Raw genomic sequence first — 23,268 nt, forward strand, 5'->3', positions numbered from 1 at the left:
AACGTGACGATCACCCAAGCAGACGCGGCGGACCGGGGAGGGACCGGCCCCTCCCCGCCAGTCGCCGGTCTTGTCGACCGGACCGGCACGGAGGGAGGTCCCCTTGTCGAGCGAGGGCGTGCACTCGTCGACCACACCGCCGCTGGGTGCACAGTCCAACCCGACCACGGACAGGCGGCTGCACCGCGTGCGCGGCGCCCTCTGTCCTCGGTCGCCACACCCTGCGTCGGCTCGGTATCAGGCCGATGTGCAGCGGCCGGTTCCGTCAACGGAACGACGGCCACTGACACGGGCAGACTTCTACACCAAGGCTTCAGCCAATCGCGGATCTAACCTCATGAGACGGCACAGCTAGGAGGTCTGGCCGAAGTCGGGGAGCGCGACCGTGCCATCCTCGGCGAGCGGGAACCCCGGGTTGTGGGCAACCTCCCAGGCGTGGCCGTCCGGGTCGATGAACGCGCTGGAGTAGAAGCCGATCTCATTGACAGCGGCGGGCTTGGTGACCGTACCGCCGGCTCGCTCCACAGCGGCAAGCAGTTCGTCGACCTCGGCGTCGGACCGAACGTTGTGCGCGAGCACGATGCCGCCGAACCCGTCCGCTTTCCCGGCCTCCAGCCCACAGTCCGCCGCGAGCTTGTCCCGCCCCCACAGGACCAGTCCCAAGCCCCCCGCCTGGAAGAAGACGGTCTCCTCGACCTCCTGGCCCCGCCAGCCGAGGGCTTCGTAGAAGGCCTTGGATCGGGCGAGATCGGAGACGCCGAGGGTGATCAGAGTGACTCGCTGTTCCATGAGGGCTGGCCCTTCAGGTGGTCGATGAGGGCGGTGAAGGCGGGGGTCGGGAAGGAGAGGGTGGCGCGGGCGGGGGCCTTGGAGTCGCGGATGGCTATGCGGGTGGGGTCCTCTGCTATCTCGACGCAGGTGTCACCCTCGCCGCCGCTGGAGTACGTCGACTTCCGCCAGTTCATCACAGCTCCTTCGCCAGTCGGTGGATGAAGTCCCGCGACGCTGTGGGGTCCAGCGACGCCTCCGCCACCTTATGGAACAGCGTCCGGAGGTGCTTCAACTGCGCTTCTGCATCGCAGAACACAACGCCGGTGGGCGAGTCGCGCAGCCCGGTGTCCAGCTGGGGAACCGGGCCCCCCAGGTACACCAACGAGGCTCCAGCACCCGCAAAACCTTCCTGGTCGAACGGGATGACTCGCACGCCGACGTAGCCCTCTTCGATTTCGTCCAGAATGAAGCGGAGTTGGGAACGCGATGTCCCGCGATCGGCCACATGGCAACGTAGGGCCATCTCGTGGATCACCGTCTCGTAAGGCGTCGGGGTGTCGCCCTCGAAGACGGCGCGGCGCCTCATCCGGTGCTCCACGCGCGGTGCCAGCTCGCTCTCGGGCAGCTCCGGGCGCATGTACCTGAAGACCGCGCGGGCATAGTCGGGTGTCTGGAGGAGCCCAGGAACATACGTGATCACGACCTCCCGTAGGAACGTCGCGTAATGCTCCGCCTCGGCCACGTCCATGTTGACCTGGGGCAGGATGCCCCGGTAGTCGTCCCACCAGCCATGTGAGCGCTCGCCGGCGATGACCGCCAGGGCGTCGACGAACTCCTCGTTCCCGCAGCCGTAATGAGCCGCAAGCCGACGGACCCGCTCCGGGCTGACGCCCGAGATACCCGCCTCCATCTGGCTCATCTGCGCCGAAGTCGAGTTCAGGAACGCCGCCACCTCACGCGCCTTCAGCCCTGCCGCCTCACGCAGCTTGCGCAGCTCGGCCCCCAGCCGCACCTGCCGAGCGGTGGGATTGATCCTCGGCGCCATACGTTCTCCCGTCCCAACGCCCATGCAGACGTGCCACGTTCGGGTGCCAGATTACGGCAACGGGTTGCATTAGGAGAAATTTCTCCTCTACCGTCAGTGACGCGACGCACACACTGCGGAACATCGGGTAACCGGAAGCGCACCACTCCGTCCTGCCATGACGGCTGCGGCAATGCCACCGTCCGATACCCGCAGCCGTCCGAAACCCTCACCAGTGAGCCGGAGTTGCCGCATGCCCGAAAGCGAACCGTGGGAATACTCCCTCCACATCCCCAACGACCCCCGAGCCGTCACCGTCTGCCGCCGCACCCTCCGTCTGATCCTGACCCTCCACGGCCTGATCACCCTCGTCGACACGGCCGAACTCCTCGCCGCAGAGCTGGTCTCCAACGCCGTACTGCACACCAAGGGCCCGGCGGCCCTCCGTGTGCGGTACTCGGCCGGAGTCCTACGGATCGGCGCGTGGGACGCGGACCCCGAGCCGCCCGAGCCGCCGAAACCATTGGCCCACCTCGCCGAGGCCGAGGACGGCCGCGGTCTCGCCCTGATCCGCGCCTGCGCCGACCTGTGGGGGTGGCAGCCGCAGTCCAGAAACGGCAACCGCGGAAAGTACGTCTGGTGCGAACTGGCCGCGGCGTGAGTCGCCGCGACGAACGCGGTGTTAGCAGCAGCCGGTCGCGGAATCCTCCGGTTACGGTGAAAGCGACACGGCGAAAGGGAGCCGACGCCATGACCAGCCAACCGGCAGAGCCCGGCCAGCCCCACCTCCCCTCCATGCGCACCATCGGGGAGCTCCGTGCCGCCCTCACCATGGGCTACGGCTTCCCCGGCGACGCAGACGACTTCGAGGCCGAGCTGGCCCGTGAGATCAACCATGCCGATCCCGCGGACCTGTCCGGGGTTGTCCGCCTCGTCGAGGAGTTCCGCGGCCGGGTCGTCGCGCGCCAGGATCCCGGCTTCGACACGGCCGTCGCCGCGGCCGTCGCCGAAATCCACACGGCTCGGGGAAACGATCGGTGAGCGACGACCAGCAGCCGACCGTAGCCGAGATCACCAGTGAGGCCCGAGCCCGCTGCCTCGACATCGGCGGCGGGGGCACTGGAGGCCGTCGAGGTCCTGCGAGCCGAACTGGAGAAGAACCCGACACTCGGTCGGCGAGCACAGGGTGCCGTCGGGGCCTAACCGGGCCGGGCGAAGTTCACTGCGGTTCGGCAAGGCCCTGAAGGGGCGCGGGGAACTGCGCGATCAGCCACGACCGCGCCGCAGACGACCGACGGCCCATCGCGGCACTTCCCGCGGAGCGCTTAGCCGGGCGTCACCAACCGCGCCTCGTAGGCGAACACCGCCGCCTGTGTCCGGTCCCTGAGCCCCAGCTTCACCAGGACCCTGCTGACGTGGGTCTTGATCGTCGACTCGGCCACCACCAGCCGCTCCGCTATCTCCGCGTTCGACAGGCCCTGGGCGATCAGGACCAGTACCTCCGTCTCCCGTTCGGTCAGGTCGCCGTACGCCGCCTGCGCGGACGGCATGAGGCGCGGGGCCTCGGACAGCTTCGAGAACTCGGTGATCAGGCGCTTGGTCACCGTGGGGGCGAGCAGAGCCTCCCCCGACGCCACCACCCTCACCCCGTCGGCGAGTTGGCGGGCCGAGGCGTCCTTGAGGAGGAAGCCGGAGGCTCCCGCCCGCAGCGCCTGGTACACGTACTCGTCGAGGTCGAAGGTGGTGAGGACCAGCACCTTCGCGGTGCCGTCCGCGGCGACGATCTCGCGGGTCGCCTCGATGCCGTTCAGCTCCGGCATGCGGATGTCCATGAGCACCACGTCCGGGGCGAGCTCACGCACCCGGTCCACCGCCTCCCGTCCGTTGACGGCCTCGCCGACGACCTCGATGTCCGGCATCGCGTTCAGCAGTACCGAGAAGCCCTCGCGCACCATCATCTGGTCGTCCGCGATCAGGACGCGGATCGTGCCCGGCGTCGTGCCCGGCGTCACGCGTCGCCCTCGCTCACGACGGGCACCGGCAGGAACACCGTCACCTCGTATCCCCCCTCGTCCGTCGCGCCCGCCGTCATCTCGCCGTTCAGCATGGAGACGCGCTCCCGCATGCCGGTGATGCCGTGCCCGGCGCCGGGCGAGGGCTTCACCAGGGCCGGCGCGGGCGGCGGGTCGTTGACTATGCGCAGGCCCAGCCCGCCGAGGACGTAACCGATCTCGACCCGGGCGCTCGCGCCGGGCGCGTGCCGCAGCGTGTTGCTCAGCGCCTCCTGCACGATCCGGTACGCCGACAGCTCGACGCCCTGCGGCAGCTCGCGCACCGCTCCGGTCACCGTCTTGTCGACGCCCAGCCCCGCGTCCCGCACGTTGGCCAGCAGCGCGTCCAGGTCGGCGAGGGTCGGCTGCGGGGCGTCCGGCGCCTCGTAGTCCTCGGCGCGGACGACGCCCAGGACCCGGCGCAGTTCGGTGAGGGCCGCGACCGCGTTCTCCCGGATGGTGACGAAGGCCCGCTCCAGCTCGGGCGGCGGGTTCTCCACCCGGTAGGGGGCGGCCTCCGCCTGGATGGCGACGACCGACATGTGGTGCGCGACCACGTCGTGCAGCTCGCGGGCGATCGTCGTGCGCTCCTCCAGCAGAGTTCGCCGGGAGCGCTCGTGCGCGGTCACCGTCTGCTGGGCGGTCACCTCCTGCTCGGCGTCACGGCGTATGTGCCAGACGGTGACGGCGAGCAGGACCAGCGCGGAGACGACCAGCATGGGGCCGCTGTTGGTGGAGTAGTGGCCCGAGCCGAACAGCGTCTCCGCGGAGATGCCGTACGCCGCGGTCAGCGCCCACATCCACGCGGCCGTGCGCGGCCTGGTACGCACGGCCACGACCGTCAGCACCGTCAGATGGCAGACGAAGCTGCCCGGCAGCCACGGCCACTCGCCCCACGAGTCGCCGAACGGGAGAGCGAACGGCGTGGCCGCCATGGACAGCCAGAACGCTCCGACCGGCCGGGCCATGGTCAGCAGGATCGGGATCACGGCGAGCGCGCCGAGCAGCAGACCGAAGCCCCCGTCGACGGTGGCGGCGAACAAGGCGAGCAGGGCGGCCGCGGTGATCACGGCGTGCGGCGTCCAGGCCGCGTACTCCCGGGTGCGCCCGGGCAGCCGCCTGGTCAGGGGGCCGTCGACGCTCCTGCGGTGCAGCGGACGGTAGGCGAAGGCATCGTGGAACAGGTCCTGCCGCAGTCCGCGCAGGGCGTCCGCCGCCAGCCGGAACTCGGGGCTGCGCGGCTTGTACGCCGCGAACGGGTCGTGCGGCGGCGTCGGTTGCGGCGGTTGCAGCGGCTGCGTCTGGGTCGTCTCGGTCACATACAGAACGGTAGGGGGAGGACCGGGCCGCGGTCGTCACCAGTGAGAGGGGTCCTTCGGCATCCCTCTCAGGTACTACGGGTGCCTCCGGGCCGGGTCACCAAGCCAACTGCGCGATCTCCTCCGCCACCACCGCACACGCGTCCGCGGCCGGATCGATCAGCGGGAAGTGGCCGACGTCCTCCAGCAACGTCAGGCCCACCACCTCCCCCGCCTTCGCCGCGGCGTCCGCGTAGGACTCGGCGACCGCCTGCGGGACGACCAGGTCGGCACGGCCCTGGACGAGTGTCGTCGCGATACCCGTGGGAAGCAGCAGCGCGGGGTCCGCGTACGGCTGCCGTTCCGCGAACCCGAGCTCCCCGCCGAGGAGTTGAAGCACCGCCCCGCCGCACACATCCAGCTTCTCCGCGACCGCGAGGTCCGCGATCGGCGCGAGGGCGACGACCCCCCGCAGCGGCGCCGGACGGTCCGTGCGCCAGGGGGCGTCGGCCGGCAGCAGATGACGGGCCGCGACCCACAGGGCGAGGTGGCCGCCCGCCGAGTGGCCGGTGACCACCATGCGGCGCGGGTCGGCCTGCGGGAGGATCTCGCGGACGAGGGCGGGCAGCGCCTCCAGCGCGGCGGCGACGTCGTCGAAGGTGTCCGGCCACCGGCCCGCGACCGCACCCGCACCGGCACCGGCATCCGCACCACCACCACCGCCCTCACCAGCGCCTCCGCCCCGCCGATACTCCACGCTCGCCACCGCGAACCCCCGACGCGCCAGGTAGTCCGCGAACGGCGAGATGTGCCGGCGGTCGTACGGCGCCCGCCATGCACCCCCGTGCAGCACGACGACCAGCGGAGCGGGAACCCCCGGTACGACCTCGACGTGCGGGGCGTAGAAGTCGATCACCTGGTCGGGGTGATCGCCGTACGCCGCGGTGGCGTCGGGGTCGACCGCGGTGTGCGAGAAGGCCGACTCCTCTTCGGCGGCGGCACGGGCAGCTGCGGCATCGAGTGCTGCGGCGTCGTCCGGCATGCTCCAACCTCTCAGCGGCGAAACGGACTTGGCGGACCGGGATGCAATCCGTGGAGAGAATTCGGCCGTTGGCGGGACGCTATCAGGCCGATGACGTGCGCGGACACGGGGATGTCACGCTCGGTGAGGGTTAAACGGCTGCCGCGCACGCGCACCGGTTCCACGGGGCGACCTGCGCCCACGCCGCGCTGGTCCGGCGGACCCTCGCCGACCCCCGGCAGGGCGCCCTGTTCCGCGCGGTCATCGCCGCGGCGGCGTGCGACGAACGTACGGCCCAGGCGCTGCGGCGCTTCTACGAGGTACGGGTGGCGGAGTGGGCCCCCTGCGTGGCGGAGGGCGTGGCCCGGGGCGAGCTGCCGGCCGGCACGGCCCCGGCGACCGTCGTACGGGCGGTCTCGGCGCCCCTCCACCACGGCTTCCTCACCACCGGCACCACCCCGGACCCCGCCGACGCCGAACGGGCGGCGGACGCGGCGGTCGCGGCGGCGCAGGCCGGGGTGTACGCCACCTCGGCCTGACCGCCATGACCGCCTCCTCAGGTCGCTTGACCGGAGTCGTTGTCCAGCTGGTCAGCCGTTCCCCGCACCGCCCCGCAGCACCTCCCCCAGCACCCTCGCCGCCCGCTCCACGTCCGCGAACCCGACGTACAGCGGCGTGAAGCCGAAGCGGAGCACGTCCGGGCGCCGGAAGTCCCCGACGACCCCCCGCCCGATCAGCCGCTCCATGACCTCACCGGCGTCGGAGCACCGCAGGGCCACCTGGCTGCCCCGCTCCTCGTGGGCCACCGGCGTCAGCGACTCCACCCGGCCCGGTGGGACGTACTCGGCGACGCACTCCAGGAAGAAGTCCGTCAGGGCGAGGGACTTGGCCCGGACGCTGTCGATCGAGACGCCGTCCCAGACCTCCAGGGCCGCCTCCAGGGCGAGCATGGAGAGGATGTCGGGCGTGCCGACGCGGCCGCGCTGGGGGCCGGAGGCCGGCTCGTAGTCGGGGCGCATGCCGAAGGGTTCGGCGTGGGAGTTCCAGCCGGGCAGCGGGGAGTCGAAGCGGTCCTGCAGCTCACGGCGGACGTAGAGGTACGCCGGTGAACCAGGGCCGCCGTTCAGGTACTTGTAGGTGCAGCCGACGGCCAGGTCGACGCCGTGCTCGTCGAGCCCGACGGGCAGGGCGCCCGCGCTGTGGCACAGGTCCCACACCGCGACCGCGCCCGCCGCGTGCACGGCCGCGGTCAGATCGGGCAGGTCGTGCAGCCGGCCGGTGCGGTAGTCGACGTGGTTGAGCAGGACGGCGGCGGTACGGTCGCCCAGCGCCCCCGGCACCTCGGCCGGCGCCACCGGACGCAGGGTGCACCCCGTCATCCGGGCCGCCGACTCGGCCATGTACCCGTCCGTGGGGAAGGTCGTGGCGTCGACGACGATCTCGTCGCGAGCGGAGTCGCTGAGCCGAACCAGTCGCACCGCTCCCACCAGTGCCTTGAACACGTTGACACTTGTCGAGTCGCCGACCACGATCTGCCCGGCCGCCGCGCCCACCAGCGGGGCGATCCGGTCGCCGATCCGCTCGGGCGCGGTCCACCAGCCGCTCTCGTCCCAGGACCGTATGCGCAGCTCGCCCCACTGCCGCCGTACGACGTCCTGGACCCGGCCGGGGACCGCCACGGGCAGCGCGCCGAGCGAGTTCCCGTCCAGGTAGACCACGTCGTCGAGCACGAACTGCGAGCGAACTCCCGCCAGCTCGTCACCGGCGTCCAACTCCCGTGCCTTAAAGGCCAGTTCAGTGATTTCAGACATGGGCCCGCGCCGTCCACAGCTCCGGGAACACGTTCTTCTGCGCGCGCTTCTCCAGCCAGGCCACCCCGGCGGAGCCGCCGGTGCCGGTCTTGGATCCCATCGCGCGCCGGGTGGCGACCAGGTGGTCGTTGCGCCAGCGCCACACCAGCTCGGCCACGTCGGTCAGCGCCTCGCCGAGGCGGGCGAGTTCGGCGCTCTCGTCACCGGAGTAGAGGGCGGTCCAGGCCGCCTCCACCTCGGGCGACGGCTCGTAGCGGCGCGACACGTCACGGTCCACGACAGCAGCCGGAATCGCGTGCCCGCGCCGGGCGAGCAGCCGCAGCACCTCGTCGTACAGGCTCGGCTCGTGCAGCGCCTTCTCCAGCTCCGCGTGGACGCGGGGCGCGCCCCGGTGCGGGACCAGCATGGACGCGGACTTCTCGCCGAGCAGGAACTCCATGCGGCGGTACATCGCCGACTGGAAGCCGGAGCCCTCGCCGAGGGCGCTGCGGTACGAGTTGAACTGCGCCGGCGTGAGCTGTCCGAGTGGCTTCCAGGAGGCGTTCAGCGCCTCCAGCTCCCGTACGGAACGCTTCAGCGCGGCGACAGCCGTGGGCACGTCGTCGGAGCGCAGGGCGCGCGCCGCGGTCTCCCACTCATGGACGATGACGGTGAACCACAGCTCCATCACCTGGGTCGTGACCAGGAAGACCATCTCTCCGGGGTCGTCGGAGAGGGTGTGCTGGAGGTGGGTGAGCACGTCCGCCTGTACGTAGTCCTCGTACGGGGTCGTGCCGTTGAAGTCGAGATGCGGGGTCTCGGGCTCCTGCGTTTCGTGAGCCTCTTGGGACATCGCTGTCTCCTGATGTGTACTCCGGGTAGCGGTCCGCCCCTGCCGTTACCGACACGGGGGCCCCGGTCCCCGCCGGGCATCTTCTTCGATGGTCCGCCGAAAAGGCAAGGCCCGCCTGATCGCGCAGGCGGGCCGTACCGGGAGAACGTCTCAGCCCAGGGTCTGGGCGGCCGTCGGCGAGGAGTCCTTCAGGAACTGCGAGCAGCGCTCGTACTCCTCCTGTTCGCCGATCGCCTGCGCCGCGCGGGCGAGGCCGTGCAGGGCGCGCAGGAAGCCACGGTTCGGCTCGTGTTCCCAGGGCACGGGCCCATGCCCCTTCCAGCCGTTGCGGCGCAGCGAGTCCAGGCCGCGGTGGTAGCCCGTACGGGCATAGGCGTACGACTCCACGACACTGCCCCGCTCGAACGCCTCGTCGGCCAGCTGTGCCCAGGCCAGCGAGGAGGTCGGGTACTTCGCGGCGACGGCGGCGGGCGCGGTGCCGTTCGCGAGCAGCTCCCGCGGCTCCGGGTCGTCGGGGAGGTGGGTCGGGGGCGGTCCCCCGAGGAGATTTTCGTGAATGGACATGGACCCCAGTCTCCTCCATTCCCACCCACCCGAGGGCAGCCGTACCAACGCCGTAGCTGCGGACAGTCGTGCCGACGAGCCGCGGTCAGCCGCGCCGACGCAGCTGCGGGCAGTCGCGCCGACGCAGCTGCGGACAGTCGCGCCGACGCAGCTGCGGGCAGTCGTGCCGCAGGGCGGCACGGGTGGGCGCAGCGGCACCCCGCAGCGCCGGGCTGCGCAACCCACCCCGCCGGCACCAGCAAGCGGCACCAGCACACGCACGGCACCCGCACCCGCACCCCACTACGCCAATCTCCCCCGCGCCCGCTGCCCCTCCAGCGGCGGCGCCGTCACGGACCCGTGCGTGATGCACTCCGGCCTGCGGCAGTCCGGCGGAAGCTTCCGCACCGTCGTGAAGGCCACCGCCGCCCCCACCACCAGCACCCCCGCACACACCACCATCGCCCGCCCGAACGCGTCGTCGAAGGCCCCCGGCGACCGGTACGCCTCCTCCCCCATCCCGGCGATCAGCGGCAGCGCCGCCACCGCGATGAGGCCCGCCGCCCGGGCCGCCGCGTTGTTGATGCCGCTGGCCAGCCCGGCCCGCGCGGTGTCCACGGACCCGAGGACGGTCGCCGTCAGCGGCGCGACCAGGGTCACCATCCCCAGTCCGAGGACCAGCAGCGCCGGCACGACGTCCACGACGTACGACGCCCCCGGCCCGACCCGCAGCATCAGCAGCATCCCGCCGGCGCACAGCAGCGGCCCGACGGTGAGCGGGATACGCGGCCCGATGCGGGCGGCCAGGGCGCCCGAGCGGGCGGAGAACAGCAGCATCAGGGCGGTCGTCGGCAGCAGTGCCGTGCCGGCGCCGAGGGCCGAGTAGCCGACGACCACCTGGAGCTGGAGTGCGGCGAGGAAGAAGAACCCGCCGAAGGCCGCGTACACGCACAGGGTGACCAGGTTGACCGCGGTGAACTGGCGGGACGCGAAGATGTCCGTCGGCATCATCGGATCGGCCCTGCGCCGCTCGACGAGGACGAAGGCCACGCCGGCGGCCACCCCGGCGACCGCCGTGAGCACGACGATCACGGAGCCTTCCCGGGCCTCGATCAGCGCGTACGTCACCAGCGCGAGCGCCAACGCGCCAAGCACCGCTCCCAGCACGTCGAAGCGGGTGTGCGCACGGCCGTCCCCCGACTCGGGAACATGCCGTACCGCGATCGGCGCGCACAGCAGCGCCAGCGGCACGTTGAGCAGGAACACCCACCGCCAGCCCGGCCCGTCCACCAGCCAGCCGCCCACGAACGGCCCGACCGCCGCCCCGACCCCGCCGAACCCGGACCACAGACCGACGGCCCGTCCCCGGTCGTCGGGATGGAAGGAGGCCTGGATGATGGCGAGCGAGCCCGGCGTGAGGAGCGCGCCGCCGATCCCTTGCAGCGCCCTGGCGGCGATGAGGAAGCCGGCGTTCGGGGCGATCCCGCACAGCAGGGAGGCGGCGGCGAACCAGACCACGCCGATCACGAAGATCTTCCGGCGGCCGAACCGGTCCCCGAGGGCCCCGCCGAGCAGGATCAGCCCGGCCAGCGTCAGCATGTACGCGTTGATCGTCCATTGCAGGGCGGCGAGGTCGGCGTCGAGATCGCGGCCGATGCGGGGCAGGGCGACGTTGACGACGGTCGAGTCCAGCAGGGCCATGCTGGAGCCGAGGACGGTGGTGAACAGGATCCATTTGCCTTGCGGCGAGGCCAGCCGGACATCGGGCATGCCCCCAGGTATACAGCGAGCCCGGTGCTGTGGCACCGGGCTCGCTGAAACCGTCGTACGGGCGTACGAACTACTTGATCTTCGTGCCGCTGGAGCGCAGGTGCCCGCAGGCCTCGACGACGCGCGCGGCCATGCCGGCCTCGGCCAGCTTGCCCCAGGTGCGCGGGTCGTAGGTCTTCTTGGAGCCGACCTCGCCGTCGACCTTCAGGACGCCGTCGTAGTTGCGGAACATGTGATCGGCGACCGGGCGCGTGAAGGCGTACTGCGTGTCGGTGTCGATGTTCATCTTGACGACGCCGTTCTCCAGCGCGGTCGCGATCTCCTCAGCGGAGGAGCCGGAGCCGCCGTGGAAGACGAAGTCGAACGGCTGGGAGCCGGCCGGCTTGCCGTACTTGGCGGCGACGCCCTCGTTCAGCTCCTTGAGCAGGTCGGGACGCAGGACCACGTTGCCCGGCTTGTACACGCCGTGGACGTTGCCGAAGGACGCGGCCAGCAGGTAGCGGCCCTTCTCGCCGAGCCCGAGGGCCTCGACCGTACGAACGGCGTCGTCGACCGTCGTGTACAGGGAGTCGTTGATCTCGTGCGAGACGCCGTCCTCCTCGCCGCCGGTCGGGGTGATCTCCACCTCGAGGATGATCCTGGCGGCGCGGGCGCGCTCCAGGAGCTCCTGGGCGATGGACAGGTTGTCGGCCAGGGTCTCCGCCGAGCCGTCCCACATGTGCGACTGGAACAGCGGGTTCTCGCCGCGGGCGACGCGCTCCTCGGACACGGCGAGCAGCGGGCGTACGTACCCGTCGAGCTTGTCCTTCGGGCAGTGGTCCGTGTGCAGCGCGACCGTGATGTCGTACTTCTTGGCGACGATGTGCGCGAACTCGGCCAGGGCGACCGCGCCGGTCACCATGTCCTTGTTGTGCTGACCGCCCAGGAACTCCGCGCCACCCGTGGAGATCTGGATGATGCCGTCGCTCTCGGCCTCCGCGAAGCCGCGCAGCGCAGCGTGCAGGGTCTGGGTCGAGGTCACGTTGATGGCCGGGTAGGCGAACTTGCCTGCCTTCGCCCGGTCGAGCATCTCGTTGTAGACCTCGGGGGTTGCGATGGGCATCTGTCCGCTCCTTGGTATGTGCGGGTTGGCGTTCTGCGTCCTACGGCCCTGACCTAGACCTTGGGGGTGACGTCATCGTCGGTCCCATCTTTCCAGACTTGGCCGGATGGTCCCTCCCCCGTGTCCAGCCTGTGGATAACCGGGCCGGATCACCCCGGATCAGTCGAGGCCCAAGTCGTCCTTCGAGTACGCGAAGAGGTACGGGACCCCCGCCTTCTCCTCGACCGCCTCGGCGGCGCCGGTGGCACGGTCCACGATCGTGGCGACCGCCACGACGTTCGCACCGGCCTCGCGCAGCGCCTCCACCGCGGTCAGCACCGAACCTCCGGTGGTGGAGGTGTCCTCGACGGCCAGCACCCGGCGGCCCTCGACCTCGGCACCCTCGATACGGCGCTGCAGGCCGTGCGCTTTGCCCGCCTTCCGTACGACGAAGGCGTCCAGCGTCTTCCCACGGGCGGCGGAGGCGTGCAGCATCGCGGTCGCCACCGGGTCGGCGCCCAGCGTCAGCCCGCCCACGGCCTCGAAGTCCAGCTCGGCGGTCAGGTCGAGCATGACCTGACCGACCAGCGGGGCGGCCACGCCATCCAGCGTGATGCGGCGCAGGTCGACGTAGTAGTCGGCCTCCTTGCCGGACGACAGGGTCACCTTGCCGTGCACCACGGCCTTGTCCTTGATCTGCTGCAGCAGCTCGCCGCGTACGTCAGTCATGCCTGTCAGCTTAGAGGCGGCGCCAGGTCCAGGTGGTCGCGGCTTCCAGCGGCTCCAACGGTGTGACCAGGCGCGGCAGCGTGTTCAGCCCGTTGGGCGGCCCCGTCTGCGGCTCCACGCACACGGCCGCCTCCTGCTCGTCGTACACCACGACCCACTTCTCGCGGCTGGCCACCTTCAGCTCCAGCTGCCCCGGCCAGGTGAGCGTGACGTCGACACCGTCCGGCATGCCGAAGCAGTCGTCCCAGGGGCCGGGCTTCGGGTCGAGGCGGTTGCCGGTGGGCAGATGGTCCTCGCCGCGCTCCTCCTGCCAGGCGGGGTCGAAGTCGAGCCGTACGTCCTCCTGCCCCAGGTTCCGGTTGAACCACGGGTGCCAGCCGATCTGGGCCGGGAAGGAGGAGTCGTACGTCTCCACGGACATGGTCAGCGTCAGGGCGTCCTCGGCGAGGGCGACGACCTGGGTGACGCGGCCAGGGTAGGGCCACGGCTCGACCAGGTCGTACGTGATGACCGCCTCGTCCGCGGTGACGCGGGCCGTGCGCCAGGCACCGTCGCGCACGGTGCCGTGGATGGCGTGCGGCGGGCTGTTGAGCGGCATCTGGTGGACGCTCGCGCCGTCCCGGAACCGGCCGTCCCTGATCCGGCCGCACCAGGGAACCATCGGGAAGCAGCCGAACCGCTCCCCCTGCCGCAGCAGTTCGACCCCACCCACGCGGAGCCCACCCACCCGGCCACCGTTCCCCGGCTGCACAATCACTTCCGCGTCACCCGCGGTCAGCGTGATGTCATCGTTACTCACACGACGACCCTACTGGGCTGATCAAGGGGGCGCGGGGCATCAATCCCAGCCGTAGCCGCGGGCAGTCGTGCCGCAGGGCGGCACGGGTGGGCGCGGCGGCACCCCGCCGGCGCCGGGCTGCGCACCCACCCCCGGCGCGGCCCCACGCCGGGCCACTGCTCAGCGACGTCGGCGCAACGCCCTGCCCACGACGATCGCGGAAGCCAGCACCAACGCGGCCGCCGGCGCCACCCACCGCAACGCCGAGTTGGCCCCACCCGCATGCGGCGCGGGAACAGGCGCGTACCGCCCCCGCGGCGGCGCGTGGTCGACCTCCTCCGCGCTGCGCCCGATCATCGTCCGCCGCGCGTGCGCAGCCTCGGCAGGCGGCTCGACGGGCGGTACGACAGGCTCCACAAGGTCCTCGGAGGCGTCGGACAGAGACGGCGGCGGCACCTCGGTGTCGAAGACGGAGGCGGGCTCGGGGCCTGTTTCCGAAACTTCCGGCGCCGCCGACTCCGGCGCCTCAGGCTCGGACACCTCAGGCTCGGTCACCTCAGGCTCGGTCACCTCAGGCTCGGTCACCTCAGGCTCCGGCACCTCAGGCTCGGCCGCCTCCGGCCGCGGCTCCTCCCCCGCAACCCCCAGATTCTCCGCGAACCGCCCCAGCAGCCGCCCCACCGCCGAGGCCACCGCATCCGACGGAAGTTCCGTGACACGCCCGTCCGCCGACGCCGTACCGTCGAACGTCACCGTGGAGCCGGAGCCGTCCTCCGCGTCGCGCAGACGAACCGTGAGCGCGAGCTTGACCGAACCGGTGCCGCGAGCCTCGACGGCATCGCCCTCGACGGTGTACGAACCGTCGTCCTGCCCGGAGACGCGGACGGAGCCGCGGTAGGTGATGGAGTGGCTGCCGACGCGTACCTTCAGCCGCCCCGCGACGGGCTCGGCACCGGCGTCCTGCTGGAGCCCGGGAACCGCCCGGGCGACCCGCGCGGGGTCGGCCAGCGCCTCTCTGAGCCGATCGACCGGAACCGGAACGAACACCTCATGCTCCATGTCAGCCGAGACTACCCAGTGAGCGCCGTCGTGCACCCCGGTTGGTCGAAAGTGACCGCGCGTCGGTACCGGCCTCCACACGGACCTCCACACGGGCCTCCACACCGGCCTCCGCACCGGCCTCCGCACCGGTCCTCGTACCGCTCCCCGCACGCCCCCTCACCGACCGACTCAGTACCGCGGATGCACCAGCGTCGAAGCCGGCAACCCCCCGATCCTGCCCCTCGCCGCCGCCCGCGCGTCCGCCGCGAGGGTCGCCTGCGTCATCGTCCGCGGAGGCGGCCCGGACGGGTCGAGGCGCAGCTCCGGCCGCTCCCCCGGTGCCGCGAGCACGAACCCCCAGTCGTGCGGGGCCCTCGACGCACCGGCCGAGCGGTCGGGGCCCGCGGCGAAGCCGGAGTCGCGGCCGCCGACGCAGTAGGGGGCCGTGTGCAGGCCGGCCTCGCGCATGGTGGTGTTCACCGTCCAGAAGACGCGGGGGCGGGAGGCGACCGGACCGGCGTGGACCACCAGGCGGCCACTGTCCACCAGCGTCTGCCGCGCCAGGCCGTAGAACTCCTGCGAGTACAGCTTCGTGCTCGCTGTGATGCCCGGGTCGGGCAGATCCGAGATCACCACGTCGTACGTCGCCGGCGGCGCCCCGCGCAGCCAGTCGAAGGCGTCCGCGGTCGTCACGTGGACGCGCGGGTCGCCGTAGACGTGGCCGTTGAGCTGCGCGAGGGCCGGGTATCGGCGGGCGAGCCGGACGACCGCCTCGTCGAGTTCGACGACATCGACCCGGCGTACCCCGTCGTGCCGCAGTACCTCGCGGGCGGCGAGTCCGTCGCCGCCGCCGAGGATGAGCACGCGCGCGTGCGGGCCGTTCATCGCGGGGTGGACCAGAGCCTCGTGGTAGCGGTGCTCGTCGCGGCCGCTGACGCGGAGGCGGCCGTCGAGGAAGAGGTCGAGGGGACGGCCGTCGGCGCCGCCGGTGAGGACGATCTCCTGAATGTCGCTCTGCAGCGCGACCCGTACGTCCTGCCCGTACACCGCGTGCCGCGCGGCATGTTCGAAGTCGTCGACGAGTACGGCGGCCGTGGCGAGGACGGCGAACACGGCCACGTTGGTGAGCAGCAGGACCCAGCGGGCGCGGCGGGTCAGGTCGCGGCGGAACAGACCGAGGACGAGCGCCCCGCCGGCGATGAGGTTGACCGTGCCGGTGAGGAGTGCGCCGGTCAGCTGGCCGAGGAGGGGGAGCAACAGGAACGGGAAGGCCAGGCCTCCGACGAGCGCGCCCACGTAGTCCGCCGCGAACAGGTCGGCCACCGCGCCGCCCGCGTCCTGGCGCCGGATGCGCTGGATCAGCTCCATGAGCAGCGGGACCTCGCCACCGATCAGCAGGCCGATGGCCAGCGAGAAGGCGACCAGCAGGCAGCGTGGGCCGCTCGCCCACAGGCCGCCCCAGTCGCCGGTCCAGGCGAAGACGGCGTACAGGGCCATCGCGCTGCACCCGCCGACCAGGGCGAGTGCCGCCTCCACCGCGCCGAAGGCGGCCGCCGCCCGCCACCGCAGCCGTTTGGCGGCGAGGGAACCGATGCCCATCGCGAAGACCATGACGGACAGGACGACGGACGCCTGGGTGACCGAGTCGCCGATCAGATACGTGGCGAAGGTGACGAGTTCGAGTTCGTACACGAGTCCGCAGGACGCGCAGACGAAGACACAGGCGAGGACGAAGAACCGGCCCGTGCCTGGGCGGACGGGCAGCCGCGCGGGGCCCGCCCAGGGCAGCGTGGTGCCGGGTGGGGCGGGCGCGTGCGGTTCGATCACGTTGCGACGTTACGTCACCGCAACCGCACGCTTCGTCACCCACACGTGTGGAACTGTCGGTCAGTTGCCACGGTGTTGGGGACCCGCGGAGATCCCCTGGGAGCCGGGCTTCCGGGACTCCTCCGGTCTTTCGTGAACCGGGCCTCCGGGACCCCTCCGGTCCCTCGGGAGCCGCGCCTCCGGGACCCCACGGGATCCGTTCGGACTCCGCCCGGGAGCCTCAGACCGTTCCTGAAGACTGAGCAGAAGTGATGACACTCAGCCGCACGCCCCGAACGGTCTTGGGCGCACTGGTCCCCGGCGTACTCAACCCCAGGGCGGCGACACGCATCCTGTGCGTGGTCCGATCCCGGGAGGCCAGCTCCCTGCACGACCTGGCCATATGCGTACGGCCAGAGGCGACGGGGAGGCCCCGGACCATCTCTCTGGTGGAGCGGGGGCCCCGCACGCTGGCGCCGTACCCGGCGTCCCAGATCGCACGATCACGTTAACCCGATCGGCCCAGGGCCCCGCAAGCCCGCGACCGGACCATCACACGATCGAGCTAACTCGACCTCGTGCGCACCCCCCGGCGAGCAGTTACCAACCCCCGACGGGCTGAGTCGCGCCCGGCGCGGGCCGAGTTGGGCCGACGGCACTCTCACTCCCACCCGCGTCCTGGTCGCCACCAGTTGCCCGTCCTGCGGATACGCGTGCCACGTCCGCCAGTGCACCTGTCCCTCGTGATGCTGGGCCAGCAGGGCCGTGAAGGCGTGCGGGCTGCCGGGGAAGACGCCCGCGAGGCCGTTCGGGTGGTCGGCGACCAGGGCCAGCAACTCCTGGGCGCGGCCCGCGAAGGAGCCCGGCGAGAGGACCTCGACCCGGGCCGCGAATTCGTACTCCCAGTCGCCCACCCGCTTGGCCACGCCCAGCGGGAGCGGTGTGCTGCTGCCCGCGATGCACGCCACCGTCTCCGAACAACTGCCCCGATCCTCCTCCAGGAGCACCTGGTGGGATGCGCCGAGGAGTCTCAACTGAAGCTTTGCGCCCGTCAGTTCGAGGTCGAGTGTGGCTAGGGCGGGGAGCGGCTCGCGCCCTAGGGCCCAGGCGAGGTCGGCCGCGCGCGTGTCGGTGTAGGAGGTCTTCAGGGTCGTGAGCATGGGTCGGCTCCGCTAGCACGCAAAGAATAGGGAGGTGTGGATCCGGCGCACCCCGGTCGACGCCGGGGGATGCGGCCCGGTCGGCCCGGTCTGCCCGGTCGGCCCCGTCGGCGTGTCGGGTCGGGTGTCCGCGGGATGTCCTGATGACAGCGCCCGGGGGGCCGCGTTGGTTTCAGAGGGAATCATGAACTGTGGCGCCACCACAGGGTTTTTACCCAACTTCGTGCGGTTTCCATCCCTCCGAGGGCTCCACAGCTCAACTGTTCAACTACGGCATGCGCCGGGGCGGCAGGGGCGTGCGCCCGGTCGCTGTGGTACCGGCCGGAAGCCGAACACGACAACGGGGCGCGGAGTCCGACCCAGGTATGGACTCCACGCCCCGATGCCCCCGCTGCGGATGCGGTTCCCCCTTCCGGGAGCTCAGCTGCCCCGTGTCAGCTGCCTCCCCCGCATCCGCCCCCGCCTCCACAGGACGACCCGCCTCCGCAGGACGACGAGGATCCGCCACCGCAGGACGACGACCCGCCTCCGCAGGAGTGCCCGCCGTGGTGCGACGAGCCGCTGTCGGACGATCCCGAGCCGCTGTCACCGATGGCGGCGCCCGCGACCCACCAACTCGTGTCGTTGCCGCCGCTGCTGTGGCTGTGGCTGCTCCCGGACGACCGGCCACCGCGGCCACCACCGCGGCCCACCGGTCGTACCGCGCTGTGCCTGCGACCCGCGCGGGTGGCGATGAAAGCCACGACCAGGATGAAGCAGACAACCGCCAGGATGATGCCGATGATCATGGCGTCACCCTCCTTCCGATTCCCCCGAAGCGGCCCCCCGTGGGCGCCTCGCTTGGTGCGTGACGTGGAGATGCCCCTCCGCCTCACCGGTCAAAGCAGAGTTGAGGAACTCCAGAGCTTGGGCGCAGGATGACCGGCATGACCTCCAGCGCACGCCCCCTCCTCAACCGCCGCCTCGCCGAGTTCGGGACGACGATCTTCGCCGAGATGTCCGCCCTGGCCCTGCGGACCGGGTCGATCAACCTGGGCCAGGGTTTCCCCGACACCGACGGGCCCGAGGAGATCAGGGAGGCGGCCGTACGGGCGCTGCGCGACGGCCACGGCAACCAGTACCCGCCGGGCCCGGGAATCCCCGAACTGCGTACGGCGGTCGCCGCGCACCAGGAACGCCGGTACGGCCTGTCGTACGACCCGGACACGGAGGTGCTGGTCACCGCCGGCGCGACCGAGGCGATCGCCGCCGCGCTGCTCGCACTGGTCGAGCCCGGCGACGAGGTCGTCGCCCTCGAGCCGTACTACGACTCGTACGCGGCCTGCATCGCGATGGCGGGCGGCACACGCGTGCCGGTCACCCTGCGCCCGCACGAGGGAAGCTTCCGCCTCGACCTCGACGAGCTGCGCGCCGCCGTCACCGATCGCACCCGCCTGCTGCTGATCAACACCCCGCACAACCCGACCGGCACGGTCCTCACCCGCGCGGAGCTCACCGCGATCGCCGAGCTGGCCGTCGAGCGCGATCTGCTCGTCGTGACGGACGAGGTGTACGAGCACCTGGTCTTCGACGAGGCCGAGCACCTGCCCCTCGCCACGTTCCCGGGGATGCGCGAGCGGACGGTCTCGATCGGCTCGGCCGGCAAGACGTTCTCGTTCACCGGCTGGAAGGTGGGCTGGGTGACCGCCGCTCCGGGGCTGGTCGCGGCCGTGCGCTCGGCGAAGCAGTTCCTGACGTACGTGGCGTCGGGACCCTTCCAGTACGCCGTCGCCGAGGCCCTCTCCCTCCCCGACAGCTACTTCACCGCGTTCCGTGACGACATGCTCGCCAAGCGGGACCTGCTGGCGACGGGGCTCGCGGAGGCAGGCTTCGAGGTGTTCCGGCCCGCGGGCACCTACTTCATCACCACCGACATCCGCCCCCTCGGCGAGTCGGACGGCTTCGCCTTCTGCCGCGCGCTCCCCGAACGGGCAGGCGTCGTCGCCATCCCCAACGCCGTCTTCTACGACCACCGCGAGGCGGGCGCCCCCTTCGTCCGCTTCGCCTTCTGCAAGCAGACGGCGGTACTGGAGGAGGCGGTGAAGCGCCTGAAGACACTGGCGTAGACAAGCCGACGCCCACCCATCGACCGATCGAGTCGGGTGGTGGGTGGGCATGGGCCGGGGGGCTGGGGGCGGAGCCCCCAGGGACGCTCGCCCGGACGGCTCGGTCCTGTGGGCCCGGAAGCCCAGGGGGACCTACTCGTCCTCTTCGGGCTTCTCCGCGTCGTTGACCTCCTGCTCGAGGCCGAGCTGCTCGACGAGCCACTTGTCGAACTCGATGGCGGCCCGCACCCAGCTGACCGTGGAGGAGACGAAGTGCTCCAGGCTGACCCCGGTGCCGATCAGCATCTGCGCCTCACCGATCAGACGGACGGTGCCGTCGTCATGGGTGTGCGTGTAGACCTTGGGCCACAGGGTGCGCCGGTTCCAGTCGTCGATCGACTCGAGCAGCAGAGGCTTCTCGTCGATCTTGTGGGGCCGGTCGTAGAACGTCCGCACCGAGAAGACCTGCTGGTCACCCTCACCACGGAACATGAAGTACGTACGGAACTGCTCCCACGGCGCCGCGAGGTCACCCTCGTCGTCGACGACGTACTTGAGCTCCATCTGGTCGAGGAGCTGCTTCACAAGATCCTGATCCGGGACGACGGGGCCCGCCGAACCTGACGGCTGCGGCTCGGGCTGGCCCCCGAAGTTAGGAATCGAGGACGGGTCGATGGTCACCGTGATTTTCCCTTCGTACGGATCCCGCCATCCTCCCCCATGCGGGGAGGGGGGTGGCAAGCCCCGGCGAGTCTGTCAGCCGTCGGCTGACTCGATCCGGTCACCGGGGCAGCCCTGGGCCGAGTACCCGGCCCAGGACATACGACGTACTAGAGCGTCTTTCCGCTGGCAGGACCCACGATCAGGCCGTCCCCGAAGACGTCCACGCGGACCGTGTCGCCGTCCTTGATCTCGCCGGAGAGGATCTCCTTGGCGAGCCGGTCGCCGATGGCGGTCTGGACGAGGCGGCGCAGCGGGCGGGCGCCGTACGCCGGGTCCATGCCCTCGGTCGCGAGCCAGGCCAGGGCCTCGTCGCTGACCTCCAGGGTGAGGCGCCGCTCGGCGAGCCGCTGGGCGAGGCGGTCGATCTGGAGGCGGGCGATCCGGCTCAGCTCGTCCTTCGTCAGGGCCGAGAAGACGACCAGGTCGTCGAGCCGGTTCAGGAACTCCGGCTTGAAGGAGGACCGGACCACCTCCAGCACCTGCTCCTTCTTCTCCGCCTCGCTCGTGATCGGGTCGACGAGGAACTGGCTGCCCAGGTTCGAGGTGAGGACGAGGATCGTGTTGCGGAAGTCGACCGTGCGACCCTGACCGTCCGTCAGGCGTCCGTCGTCCAGGACCTGGAGGAGGATGTCGAAGACCTCCGGGTGCGCCTTCTCGACCTCGTCGAGCAGGACGACGCTGTACGGCCGCCGCCGCACCGCCTCCGTGAGCTGGCCGCCCTCCTCGTAGCCGATGTAGCCGGGGGGCGCGCCGACGAGCCGCGAAACGGTGTGCTTCTCGCCGTACTCGCTCATGTCGATGCGGACCATCGCCCGCTCGTCGTCGAACAGGAAGTCGGCCAGCGCCTTGGCGAGTTCGGTCTTGCCGACGCCGGTCGGGCCGAGGAAGAGGAAGGAGCCGGTGGGACGGTCGGGGTCCGCGATGCCGGCACGCGTGCGCCGTACCGCGTCCGACACGGCCCGCACGGCCTCCGTCTGCCCGATGAGGCGACGGCCCAACTCCTCCTCCATGCGCAGGAGCTTCTGCGTCTCGCCCTCCAGCAGGCGCCCGGCGGGGATGCCGGTCCAGGCGGCGACGGTGTCGGCGATGTCGTCGGCGCCGACCTCCTCCTTGACCATGGTGTCCTTGGCGGCCTCCTCCTCGGCCTGCGAGGCGGCCTCCAAGTCCCGTTCCAGGGTGGGGATCTCGCCGTACAGCAGCTTGGAGGCGGTGTCGAAGTCGCCGTCTCGCTGGGCCCGTTCGGCCTGGCCGCGCAGCTCGTCGAGCTTCTCCTTCAGCTCACCGACGCGGTTGAGGGACTGCTTCTCCTTCTCCCAGCGGGCGGTCAGGCCGCGCAGCTCCTCCTCCTTGTCGGCGAGGTCACGCCGCAGCCGCTCCAGGCGCTCGCGCGAGGCCGGGTCGGTCTCCTTCACCAGCGCGAGTTCCTCCATCTTCAACCGGTCTACGGCGCGCTGGAGTTCGTCGATCTCGAGGGGCGAGGAGTCGATCTCCATACGGAGGCGGGAGGCCGCCTCGTCGACCAGGTCGATGGCCTTGTCGGGGAGGAAGCGGGAGGTGATGTACCGGTCGGAGAGGGTCGCGGCCGCCACCAGCGCGCTGTCCGCGATCTGCACCTTGTGGTGGGCCTCGTAGCGCCCCTTGAGGCCGCGCAGGATCGCGATGGTGTCCTCGACGGTCGGCTCGGCGACCAGTACCTGCTGGAAGCGGCGCTCCAGTGCCGGGTCCTTCTCGATCCGCTCGCGGTACTCGTCGAGGGTGGTGGCGCCGACCATGCGGAGCTCACCGCGGGCGAGCATGGGCTTGAGCATGTTGCCCGCGTCCATGGAGGAATCCCCGCCGGCTCCGGCGCCCACGACGGTGTGCAGCTCGTCGATGAAGGTGATGACCTGCCCGTCGGAGTCCTTGATCTCCGCCAGGACGGTCTTCAGGCGCTCCTCGAACTCACCCCGGTACTTCGCCCCGGCGACCATGGCGCTGATGTCGAGCGCGACGAGCCGCTTGTCCTTGAGGGACTCGGGCACGTCGCCCTTGATGATCCGCTGGGCGAGCCCTTCGACCACGGCGGTCTTGCCGACGCCGGGCTCGCCGATGAGCACGGGGTTGTTCTTGGTCCGCCGGGACAGCACCTGCACCACCCGGCGGATCTCCTGGTCCCGCCCGATGACGGGGTCGAGCTTGCCCTCCCGCGCGGCGGCGGTGAAGTCGGTCCCGAACTTCTCCAGGGCCTTGTACTGGCCCTCAGGATCGGCGGTGGTCACGCGGCGTCCTCCCCTTGCCTTCTGGAAGGCCTCCGACAGCTTCTTCGCCGTGGCCCCCTGCCCGGAGAGTACGTCGCCGGCCGGGCCGCCCTTCGCGGCGATCCCGATCAGCAGGTGCTCGGTGGAGAGGTACTCGTCGCCGAGTTCCTTGGCCCGCTCCTGGGCGTCCGCGATCACGGCGAGCAGCTCGCGGTTGGGCTGCGGGGGCGCGACGGTCGACCCGGTCACGCTGGGCAGCGAGGCCAGCACCTTCTCGGCGCCGACCCGCACGGCGGCCTGGTCGGCGTCGACGGCGGCCAGCAGATCGACGATGTTCTCGTTTGCCTGAGGGCCTCGCCCCTGAAGCAGCGCCAGGAGCAGGTGGGCCGGAGTGAGGTCCGGGTGCCCCTCGGTCACGGCCCGGTTGCCGGCGGCGTTGATGGCGTCCCGGCTCCGGTTGGTCAGCTCGGCGTCCACGTTCGCTGTCTCCTCCTCCTCGGCGTCCTTG

21 protein-coding genes and 2 pseudogenes are annotated in these 23,268 nt (G+C 71.2%); 4 read left to right on the forward strand and 19 right to left on the reverse strand.

The window, feature by feature from the left end; translation table 11 throughout:
* Nucleotides 1–351: 351 nt before the first annotated feature.
* The 3 genes from ACFYO2_RS15095 to ACFYO2_RS15105 are packed head-to-tail and all read right to left on the reverse strand — an operon-like array spanning nucleotide 352 to nucleotide 1,816.
* Complete coding sequence (locus ACFYO2_RS15095) at nucleotides 352–789, reverse strand: VOC family protein (RefSeq protein WP_388348644.1); 438 nt, start codon at nucleotides 787–789, stop codon at nucleotides 352–354.
* Nucleotides 768–965: a DUF397 domain-containing protein gene (locus ACFYO2_RS15100; RefSeq protein WP_388348646.1), complete on the reverse strand. Its 198-nt coding sequence runs from the start codon at nucleotides 963–965 to the stop codon at nucleotides 768–770. Before ACFYO2_RS15100 ends, ACFYO2_RS15095 begins: the two co-directional genes overlap by 22 nt.
* Nucleotides 965–1,816: a helix-turn-helix domain-containing protein gene (locus tag ACFYO2_RS15105; protein WP_388348648.1), complete on the reverse strand. Its 852-nt coding sequence runs from the start codon at nucleotides 1,814–1,816 to the stop codon at nucleotides 965–967. Before ACFYO2_RS15105 ends, ACFYO2_RS15100 begins: the two co-directional genes overlap by 1 nt.
* A 232-nt stretch (nucleotides 1,817–2,048) precedes the next feature.
* Between ACFYO2_RS15105 and ACFYO2_RS15110 the strand changes: the two genes are divergently transcribed.
* Together ACFYO2_RS15110 and ACFYO2_RS15115 are read left to right on the forward strand one after the other, a co-directional pair.
* The gene (locus ACFYO2_RS15110) at nucleotides 2,049–2,456 is read left to right on the forward strand and encodes an ATP-binding protein (RefSeq protein WP_388348650.1); all 408 of its coding nucleotides are present in this window, start codon (nucleotides 2,049–2,051) and stop codon (nucleotides 2,454–2,456) included.
* 89 nt (nucleotides 2,457–2,545) lie between these two features.
* A complete protein-coding gene (locus ACFYO2_RS15115) occupies nucleotides 2,546–2,836 on the forward strand; it encodes a hypothetical protein (RefSeq protein WP_388348652.1) in 291 nt (96 codons plus the stop codon).
* A 284-nt stretch (nucleotides 2,837–3,120) separates the two neighbouring features.
* On the opposite strand, the gene ACFYO2_RS15120 is transcribed toward ACFYO2_RS15115, so the two are convergent.
* From ACFYO2_RS15120 to ACFYO2_RS15130, 3 genes are all read right to left on the reverse strand, one after another.
* Nucleotides 3,121–3,807 carry a response regulator gene (locus ACFYO2_RS15120; protein ID WP_388348654.1) on the reverse strand — a complete coding sequence of 229 codons (687 nt, stop codon included), beginning with the start codon at nucleotides 3,805–3,807 and terminating at the stop codon, nucleotides 3,121–3,123.
* A complete protein-coding gene (locus ACFYO2_RS15125; protein WP_388348656.1) occupies nucleotides 3,804–5,165 on the reverse strand; it encodes a sensor histidine kinase in 1,362 nt (453 codons plus the stop codon). Before ACFYO2_RS15125 ends, ACFYO2_RS15120 begins: the two co-directional genes overlap by 4 nt.
* Nucleotides 5,166–5,262: 97 nt before the next feature.
* Entirely contained in the window at nucleotides 5,263–6,186 is a 924-nt protein-coding gene (locus tag ACFYO2_RS15130; RefSeq protein ID WP_388348658.1) for an alpha/beta hydrolase, read from the reverse strand.
* Nucleotides 6,187–6,324: 138 nt separating this feature from the next.
* On the opposite strand from ACFYO2_RS15130, the pseudogene ACFYO2_RS15135 reads away from it, so the two are divergent.
* Nucleotides 6,325–6,704 (forward strand): annotated as a pseudogene (locus tag ACFYO2_RS15135) (TetR-like C-terminal domain-containing protein); the annotation flags it as partial.
* Between the two features lie 51 nt (nucleotides 6,705–6,755).
* Here the strand turns inward: ACFYO2_RS15135 and kynU are convergent.
* From kynU to ACFYO2_RS15190, 11 genes and pseudogenes are all read right to left on the reverse strand, one after another.
* Entirely contained in the window at nucleotides 6,756–7,976 is a 1,221-nt protein-coding gene (gene kynU / locus ACFYO2_RS15140) for a kynureninase (RefSeq protein ID WP_388348660.1), read from the reverse strand.
* Entirely contained in the window at nucleotides 7,969–8,808 is an 840-nt protein-coding gene (locus ACFYO2_RS15145) for a tryptophan 2,3-dioxygenase family protein (protein ID WP_388348661.1), read from the reverse strand. The genes kynU and ACFYO2_RS15145 overlap by 8 nt, the downstream gene beginning before the upstream one ends.
* A 150-nt stretch (nucleotides 8,809–8,958) precedes the next feature.
* Nucleotides 8,959–9,372, reverse strand: coding sequence for a DUF3151 domain-containing protein (locus tag ACFYO2_RS15150; RefSeq protein WP_388348663.1), 414 nt, complete (start codon nucleotides 9,370–9,372; stop codon nucleotides 8,959–8,961).
* Between the two features lie 282 nt (nucleotides 9,373–9,654).
* Nucleotides 9,655–11,121, reverse strand: coding sequence for an MFS transporter (locus ACFYO2_RS15155; protein ID WP_388348665.1), 1,467 nt, complete (start codon nucleotides 11,119–11,121; stop codon nucleotides 9,655–9,657).
* 70 nt (nucleotides 11,122–11,191) lie between these two features.
* A complete protein-coding gene (fbaA, locus tag ACFYO2_RS15160) occupies nucleotides 11,192–12,223 on the reverse strand; it encodes a class II fructose-bisphosphate aldolase (protein WP_388348667.1) in 1,032 nt (343 codons plus the stop codon).
* Nucleotides 12,224–12,382: 159 nt separating this feature from the next.
* The gene (gene pyrE, locus ACFYO2_RS15165) at nucleotides 12,383–12,931 is read right to left on the reverse strand and encodes an orotate phosphoribosyltransferase (RefSeq protein ID WP_388348669.1); all 549 of its coding nucleotides are present in this window, start codon (nucleotides 12,929–12,931) and stop codon (nucleotides 12,383–12,385) included.
* Between the two features lie 10 nt (nucleotides 12,932–12,941).
* Nucleotides 12,942–13,730 (reverse strand): aldose 1-epimerase, encoded by a 789-nt coding sequence (locus tag ACFYO2_RS15170; protein ID WP_388348671.1) that lies wholly within the window; start codon nucleotides 13,728–13,730, stop codon nucleotides 12,942–12,944.
* 159 nt (nucleotides 13,731–13,889) lie between these two features.
* Nucleotides 13,890–14,768, reverse strand: coding sequence for an SRPBCC domain-containing protein (locus tag ACFYO2_RS15175; protein ID WP_388348673.1), 879 nt, complete (start codon nucleotides 14,766–14,768; stop codon nucleotides 13,890–13,892).
* 171 nt (nucleotides 14,769–14,939) lie between these two features.
* Nucleotides 14,940–16,577, reverse strand: a complete 1,638-nt coding sequence (locus ACFYO2_RS15180) for a polyamine aminopropyltransferase (protein ID WP_388348675.1) — start codon at nucleotides 16,575–16,577, stop codon at nucleotides 14,940–14,942.
* Nucleotides 16,578–17,191: 614 nt separating this feature from the next.
* Nucleotides 17,192–17,716: pseudogene (locus tag ACFYO2_RS15185) on the reverse strand (DUF2617 family protein); the annotation flags it as partial.
* A gap of 434 nt (nucleotides 17,717–18,150) precedes the next feature.
* Nucleotides 18,151–18,504, reverse strand: a complete 354-nt coding sequence (locus tag ACFYO2_RS15190) for a hypothetical protein (RefSeq protein WP_388348676.1) — start codon at nucleotides 18,502–18,504, stop codon at nucleotides 18,151–18,153.
* Between the two features lie 129 nt (nucleotides 18,505–18,633).
* Here ACFYO2_RS15190 and ACFYO2_RS15195 point away from each other — a divergent pair, with 129 nt between their 5' ends.
* Complete coding sequence (locus ACFYO2_RS15195) at nucleotides 18,634–19,821, forward strand: pyridoxal phosphate-dependent aminotransferase (protein WP_388348678.1); 1,188 nt, start codon at nucleotides 18,634–18,636, stop codon at nucleotides 19,819–19,821.
* A 132-nt stretch (nucleotides 19,822–19,953) separates the two neighbouring features.
* On the opposite strand, the gene ACFYO2_RS15200 is transcribed toward ACFYO2_RS15195, so the two are convergent.
* Together ACFYO2_RS15200 and clpB are read right to left on the reverse strand one after the other, a co-directional pair.
* A complete protein-coding gene (locus ACFYO2_RS15200; RefSeq protein WP_388348680.1) occupies nucleotides 19,954–20,481 on the reverse strand; it encodes a YbjN domain-containing protein in 528 nt (175 codons plus the stop codon).
* 149 nt (nucleotides 20,482–20,630) lie between these two features.
* Nucleotides 20,631–23,237, reverse strand: a complete 2,607-nt coding sequence (clpB, locus tag ACFYO2_RS15205) for an ATP-dependent chaperone ClpB (RefSeq protein WP_388348682.1) — start codon at nucleotides 23,235–23,237, stop codon at nucleotides 20,631–20,633.
* Nucleotides 23,238–23,268: the final 31 nt, after the last annotated feature.

Source organism: Streptomyces sp. NPDC006602 (assembly GCF_042870385.1).
Classification (GTDB): domain Bacteria; phylum Actinomycetota; class Actinomycetes; order Streptomycetales; family Streptomycetaceae; genus Streptomyces.